The sequence below is a fragment of the Streptomyces sp. NPDC055189 genome, assembly GCF_053606765.1.
The window spans coordinates 23,144-29,185 of sequence record NZ_JBSGSG010000106.1 but is presented as its reverse complement, the minus strand read 5'-3'; the positions used below and the strand labels follow the sequence as shown (position 1 = coordinate 29,185).

Annotated in this window: 6 protein-coding genes; 1 reads left to right on the top strand and 5 read right to left on the bottom strand. The window is 70.2% G+C overall.

Going from position 1 to position 6,042, the window contains the following annotated elements; genetic code table 11:
* Nucleotides 1-48: 48 nt before the first annotated feature.
* The gene (locus ACWFR3_RS41400; protein ID WP_453739883.1) at nucleotides 49-387 is read right to left on the bottom strand and encodes a P-II family nitrogen regulator; all 339 of its coding nucleotides are present in this window, start codon (nucleotides 385-387) and stop codon (nucleotides 49-51) included.
* On the bottom strand, nucleotides 384-1,697 hold the full coding sequence (locus ACWFR3_RS41395) for an ammonium transporter (protein WP_453739882.1): 1,314 nt from the start codon (nucleotides 1,695-1,697) through the stop codon (nucleotides 384-386). The genes ACWFR3_RS41400 and ACWFR3_RS41395 overlap by 4 nt, the downstream gene beginning before the upstream one ends.
* Nucleotides 1,698-1,888: 191 nt before the next feature.
* Here ACWFR3_RS41395 and era point away from each other — a divergent pair, with 191 nt between their 5' ends.
* Nucleotides 1,889-2,848 (top strand): GTPase Era, encoded by a 960-nt coding sequence (gene era / locus ACWFR3_RS41390; RefSeq protein WP_453739881.1) that lies wholly within the window; start codon nucleotides 1,889-1,891, stop codon nucleotides 2,846-2,848.
* 180 nt (nucleotides 2,849-3,028) lie between these two features.
* Here era and ACWFR3_RS41385 read toward each other — a convergent pair whose 3' ends face one another.
* From ACWFR3_RS41385 to ACWFR3_RS41375, 3 genes are all read right to left on the bottom strand, one after another.
* Nucleotides 3,029-4,276, bottom strand: a complete 1,248-nt coding sequence (locus ACWFR3_RS41385) for an MFS transporter (protein ID WP_453739880.1) — start codon at nucleotides 4,274-4,276, stop codon at nucleotides 3,029-3,031.
* Nucleotides 4,273-5,640: a GH1 family beta-glucosidase gene (locus ACWFR3_RS41380; protein WP_453739879.1), complete on the bottom strand. Its 1,368-nt coding sequence runs from the start codon at nucleotides 5,638-5,640 to the stop codon at nucleotides 4,273-4,275. The genes ACWFR3_RS41385 and ACWFR3_RS41380 overlap by 4 nt, the downstream gene beginning before the upstream one ends.
* A 105-nt stretch (nucleotides 5,641-5,745) precedes the next feature.
* The gene (locus tag ACWFR3_RS41375) at nucleotides 5,746-6,012 is read right to left on the bottom strand and encodes a protealysin inhibitor emfourin (protein WP_453739878.1); all 267 of its coding nucleotides are present in this window, start codon (nucleotides 6,010-6,012) and stop codon (nucleotides 5,746-5,748) included.
* Between the last annotated feature and the right edge of the window lie 30 nt (nucleotides 6,013-6,042).

Here is a 6,042-nt window from a genome sequence, read left to right as displayed (position 1 = left end):
ATTGAGGACGAACTCGGCGAAGCCGGTGATCGCGGTACGCAGGGAAAATCAAACCGCGTCCGGCCCCCGCTCCCCCGTCCGCACCCGCACCACCGTCTCCACCGGGACCGCCCACACCTTCCCGTCACCGATCTTTCCCGTAGCCGCCGCGCGGACGATTCCGTCGATCACCGCTTCGGCGTCGGCGTCGTCCACGACGACCTCGATGCGGACCTTCGGGACCAGGTCCACCTGGTACTCCGCGCCCCGGTACACCTCGGTGTGCCCCCGCTGGCGCCCGTACCCGCTCGCCTCTGTGACCGTGAGGCCCAGGATGCCAAGCTCCTGGAGCGCGGTCTTCACCTCGTCCAGGCGGAACGGCTTGATGACCGCGGTGATGAGCTTCATGAGGCCTTGCTCCCCTTCATCGGGCTGACCAGGACGCCGTGATCGTAGGCGGTCTCCGCGTGGTGCGTCTGGTCGAGGCCGGTCTGCTCGTCCTCCGCGGATGCCCTGAAGCCCATGAGCTTGTCGATCGCCTTGCCGATGCCGTACGTCACGCCGAACGTGTACGCCGCCACGACAAGCACCGCCACCGCCTGCTTGCCCAACTGGGCGAGCCCGCCCCCGTAGAAGAGGCCCTCCGCGCCCTCCGTCATCGTGGCCGTCGCGAACAGGCCGATCAGGAGCGTGCCGACGATGCCGCCGACCAGGTGGACGCCCACGACGTCGAGCGAGTCGTCGTAGTCGAAGCGGAACTTCCACGCCACGGCGTACGAGCAGACCACGCCCGCCGCGAGGCCGACCACCGCGGCGCCGAGCACCCCGACGACCCCGCATGCGGGGGTGATGGCGACCAGGCCCGCCACCGCGCCCGATGCCGCGCCGAAGGTGGTGGGGTGGCCGTCGCGCCGCTGCTCCACGAAGAGCCAGCCGAGCAGGCCCGTGCAGCCGGCGAGCAGGGTGTTCAGGAGGGAGGCCGCCGCGAGGCCGTTCGCGCCGAGGGCGGAGCCGCCGTTGAAGCCGAGCCAGCCGAACCAGAGCAGACCCGCGCCCATGAGGACCATCGGCAGGTTGTGCGGGCGCATCGCGTCCTTCTTGAAGCCGATGCGCGGGCCGATGACCAGGACGAGCGCCAGGCCGGACGCGCCGGACGCGATTTCCACGACCAGGCCGCCCGCGAAGTCCAGGGCGCCGAGCGACGAGGAGATCCAGCCGTCCGGGCCCCAGACCCAGTGCGCCACGGGAACGTATACGAGCAGCGCCCACAGGGGTACGAAGACCAGCCACGCCGCGAACTTCGTGCGGTCCGCGATCGCGCCGCTGATCAGCGCCGTGGTGAGGATCGCGAAGGTCAGCTGGAAGGTGGTGAAGAGGAGGGTGGGGACCGTTCCCGTGAGCGTGCTCGGGCCGATGCCCGCCATGCCGAGGTGGTCGACGCCGCCGATCAGGCCCGCGAACGCGTCGTCGCCGAACGCGAGCGAGTAGCCGGCGAGCAGCCACACCACGGTGACCAGGGCGATCGACACGAAACTCATGAGGAGCATGTTGAGGACGCTCTTCGTGCGGACCATGCCGCCGTAGAAGAGCGCGAGGCCCGGCGTCATGAGGAGCACCAGGGCGGTGGCCGCGAGCAGCCAGGCGGTGTCGCCGGTGTCGGGGCCCTTGGCCGCGGCCAGGGTTGTCGTGAGTGAATACGACGCGTACGCGGTCTGCACGGGGAATCTCTCCTCCGGGTGGGGGCAGAGTGAGAGCGTCACCGCCCGGCGTTTCGGAACGGGCACCCCGGGGTTTCCGCCATGTTTCGTGTTGCGCGACAGTTTCCGGAAGCTCACCGATACCGTGCCGGGGCCTCATCGGTGCCCGATCGGTGCCTCGGCGTGCTGCGGCCCTCCGTCGATCAGGGAGAATGGGCGCCATGAGCGTTCGTAACGAGTCATCCGAGCCGTCCGAGGCACCCCACCGCGCCGGCTTCGCCTGCTTCGTGGGCCGCCCCAACGCGGGCAAGTCCACCCTTACGAATGCTCTGGTCGGCCAGAAGGTGGCGATCACGGCGAACCAGCCGCAGACCACGCGGCACACCGTGCGCGGCATCGTGCACCGGGAGGACGCGCAGCTGATCCTGGTGGACACCCCGGGCCTCCACAAGCCGCGCACCCTGCTCGGCGAGCGGCTCAACGACGTCGTGCGTACGACCTGGGCCGAGGTCGACGTCATCGGGTTCTGCCTGCCCGCGAACGAGAAGCTCGGCCCCGGTGACCGCTTCATCGCCAAGGAACTCGCCGGCATCAAGAAGACGCCGAAGATCGCGGTCGTGACGAAGACCGACCTCGTCGACAGCAAGACCCTCGCCGAGCAGCTCATCGCCATCGACCAGCTCGGCAAGGAGCTCGGCTTCGAGTGGGCGCAGATCGTGCCGGTGTCGGCGGTCGGCGACAAGCAGGTCCAGCTGCTCGCGGACCTGATCATCCCGATGCTCCCCAAGAGCCCGCCGCTCTACCCCGAGGGCGACCTCACGGACGAGCCCGAGCAGGTCATGGTCGCCGAGCTGATCCGCGAGGCCGCGCTCGAAGGCGTACGGGACGAGCTGCCGCACTCCATCGCCGTGGTGGTGGAGGAGATGCTGCCGCGCCAGGACCGCCCGGCGGACAAGCCGATGCTCGACATCCACGCGAACGTATACATCGAGCGCCCCAGCCAGAAGGGCATCATCATCGGCCCGAAGGGCAAGCGCCTCAAGGAGGTCGGGATCAAGTCCCGCCAGCAGATCGAGGCGCTCCTGGGCACGCCCGTCTTCTTGGACCTGCACGTCAAGGTCGCCAAGGACTGGCAGCGCGACCCGAAGCAGTTGCGCAAGCTGGGCTTCTGAGGGGCTGGGACAGTGTGCGTGCTAGTTGGGGGCTGTCGGGTCGCTGGCAGTGTGCACGCCGGCCGCGCGGCGGCAGCCGCAAATTGATACAGCTTGGACCTGCACGTCAAGGTCGCCAAGGACTGGCAGCGCGACCCGAAGCAGTTGCGCAAGCTGGGCTTCTGAGGGACCTGACTCCCGCTAGTCCACGCCCCTGATCCGCGTCACCAGCAGCGCCCCCGCGAGGCCGATCCCCGCCGCCACCAGGTACAGCACCCGGTAGCCGCCCAAGTGCGTCACGAGCGGGGCCGCCAGGGCGGGGGCCGCGACCTGGGGGAGTGAGTTGGCGATGTTGATGACGCCCATGTCCTTGCCGCGGTCCATGGCCTTCGGCAGGACGTCCGTCATCAGGGCGAAGTCCACCGACGTGAAGACGCCGAAGCCCACGCCGAGCACCGCCGCCGCGACGATCGCGCCCGGCCACGTCTGCCAGCCGGACAGCAGCGCCGTCGCCACCGCCATCAGGACGCCCGACCAGAGCACGAACGGCTTGCGGCGGCCCACGCGGTCCGACCAGACGCCGCCCACGACCACCGTCGCGAGCAGCGTCACGCCGTTCACCGCCGTGAGGATCACTACGCCCTCGTCCGGGTCGGAGTAGTCGAGGCGGTCCCGCAGGTAGTAGAGGAGATAGAGCAGGACCAGGGCGTTGCTGAGGTTGATCAGGAAGCGGGTCAGCCAGGCCCAGCCCAGGTCCGGGTAGCGGCGCGGACTCAGCCAGAAGGAGTGCGCGAACGACCGCCACGCGAACGGCGGCCTGTCCCGCGGCGCCAGGCGCAGATCCCGGTGGCGCAGGACGTACGGGAGCACCCCCGCCAGCGTGAACACCGCGCACGCCGCGTACCCCGCGCCCACACCCCCGGCCACCGTCGCCAGGCCCGTCCCCACCACCACGCCCAGGATCTGCGCCGCCCCGAGCCAGCCGCCCACCGCGCCCCGCTGGAGCCGCGGCACCCGGTCGGGGACGGCGGCCGTGACCGCGGCGAACGCGGCGTTCAGGGTGAGCTGGACCAGGCACCAGCCCGCCGCCATCCACCACACGGACCCCGCGGCCGAAAGCAGCAGGAGCGCCGCCGCGCCGCCCGCCGCGCCCGCCACGATCCACGGCGTACGCCGCCCGAAGCGCGACACCGTCCGGTCCGAGAGCGCGCCGAAGAGCGGGTTCGAGGCGAGGGACACCACGGCCCCCGCGCCCGCCACCCACGCAAGGACCGTCTCCTTCGACGTGCCGGCCGGGGCGAGGTCCTCCGCCTGCAGGGCCAGGAGGATCTGCAGCGGGCCGTACCAGCCGACCCAGATCGCCCCGTTGGCGAGCGACAGCGCGGCAGTCCAGCTCCGCCCGACCCGCTCGGCCGGCTCCCTGAGCGCCTCAACCGGCTCCGCGGTCATGCCCGTTGCGCCCGCATCGCCTCGCGCAGCCACGCGTACGACGCCTTCGGGGTGCGCTCAAGAGTGTCGTAGTCGACGTGTACGAGACCGAAGCGCTGCCGGTATCCCTCCGCCCACTCGAAGTTGTCCATCAGGGACCAGACGAAATAGCCGCGCACGTCGACTCCCTGATCCAATGCGCGGTGTACGGCCCGGATGTGGCCGTCGAGGTAGTCGATCCGCCGCTGGTCGTCGAGCCCCTCGTACGAGCAGCCGTTCTCGGTGATGACCAGGGGCGGCAGCCGGTCGCCGTAGCGGTCGCGGAAGGCGGTGAGCAGCTCGGTGAGCGATTCCGGGACCACCGGCCAGCCGAAGTCCGTCACCGGGCGGCCCTCGATCTCCCTTACGGAGAAGGGGAGTTCGGGTGGAAGTGTGAGTCCGGAGAACTCCGTCGGTGCGGTAGCCGCCGGGAGCGGTGCGCCCACTTTCGTCGGCTGGTAGAAGTTGATCCCGTACCAGTCGACCGGCTCGGCGATGACCTTCAGGTCGGCCTCGATGTCGCCGACGGCCGACAGCAGCTCCCCGATTCCGTCCGGGTACCGGCCCAGGATCAGCGGGTCGGCGAAGAGGCGGTTGAGGAGTACGTCGTAGAAGTCCGCCGCCTCCGTGTCCTCGGATGAGGTGGATGCAGGCCAGGTGGGGCCGTGCGAGTTGGCGATGCCGATGTCCGTGACACCGGCCGCGCGCAGCGCCCGTACGGCCAGTCCATGGGCCAGGAGCTGGTGGTGCGCCACCGGCAGCGCGTCGAACATGAGCTGCTCGCCCGGCGCGTGCTGGCCGAGGGCGTGACCGAGGAGGGTGTGCTCGGCGGGTTCGTTGAGGGTGATCCACTTCTTGGCGCGGTCACCGATGCGGTCGGCGACCACGGCCGCGTACTCCGCGAACCGCTCGGCCGTGTCCCGCCGCAGCCAGCCGCCCCCGTCGGCGAGCGCGAGCGGCGTGTCCCAGTGGAAGAGCGTGGGGACGGGGCGCACCCCGGCCGCGCACAGCTCGTCGACGAGGCGGTCGTAGAAGTCCAGGCCGGCGCCGTTCACCTCGCCCGCCCCGTCCGGCAGCACCCGCGGCCACGACACCGAGAAGCGGTACGCGCCCGTCCCCAACTCCCGGACGAGCGCGACGTCTTCGCGGTAGCGGTGGTAGTGGTCGCAGGTGACGGCGGCCGTCGTGCCGTCCTTCACCCTGCCCGGCACCGCGGTGAACGCGTCCCAGACCGAAGGTCCGCGCTCGTCGACGGCGCCCTCGATCTGGTGAGCCGACGTGGACATTCCCCACAGGAAGTCGCGGGGGAACTGAGGTAGTGGTTCGCGCGCATCGCTCGCTGCCATGGCCGCGATCTTCCGTACGGCCGTGCGCGGAAGTCAATGGGCGTACCTCAGAAAAGGTGAACACCGCTCAAGTTTCTTGAAGCCTCCGCCGGCCGTCCCCAGCCGCTACGAACCCTCCTTCAGCACGCGCGTGATCAGCTTCCGCTGCGGATCGGTGAGACGCGGATCCGAGCAGTACACCGTGTGTCCGTCGACGGTGAGCTGGTAGTTGAAGCCGTCCGGCACCCCTATCGGGGGCGTGCTCCGGCCCTCGGCCATGGCCTCATCGGCCAGGGCCTGCCACTCGTGGGCATCGGGCAGTCCCGAGGTGTCGATCTCGGCGTGCCGCTCGATGCCCGCGAATCCTCCCGTGCGCTTCACCTGGATACGCATGGATCCTGTCTACTCCATGGGGAGGTCGGT

Coding starts and splice junctions, on each gene's coding strand:
- ACWFR3_RS41400 (WP_453739883.1), bottom strand. CDS start 387: ATGAAGCTCATCACCGCGGTCATCAAGCCGTTCCGCCTGGACGAGGTG.
- era (WP_453739881.1), top strand. CDS start 1,889: ATGGGCGCCATGAGCGTTCGTAACGAGTCATCCGAGCCGTCCGAGGCA.
- ACWFR3_RS41385 (WP_453739880.1), bottom strand. CDS start 4,276: ATGACCGCGGAGCCGGTTGAGGCGCTCAGGGAGCCGGCCGAGCGGGTC.
- ACWFR3_RS41380 (WP_453739879.1), bottom strand. CDS start 5,640: ATGGCAGCGAGCGATGCGCGCGAACCACTACCTCAGTTCCCCCGCGAC.
- ACWFR3_RS41375 (WP_453739878.1), bottom strand. CDS start 6,012: ATGCGTATCCAGGTGAAGCGCACGGGAGGATTCGCGGGCATCGAGCGG.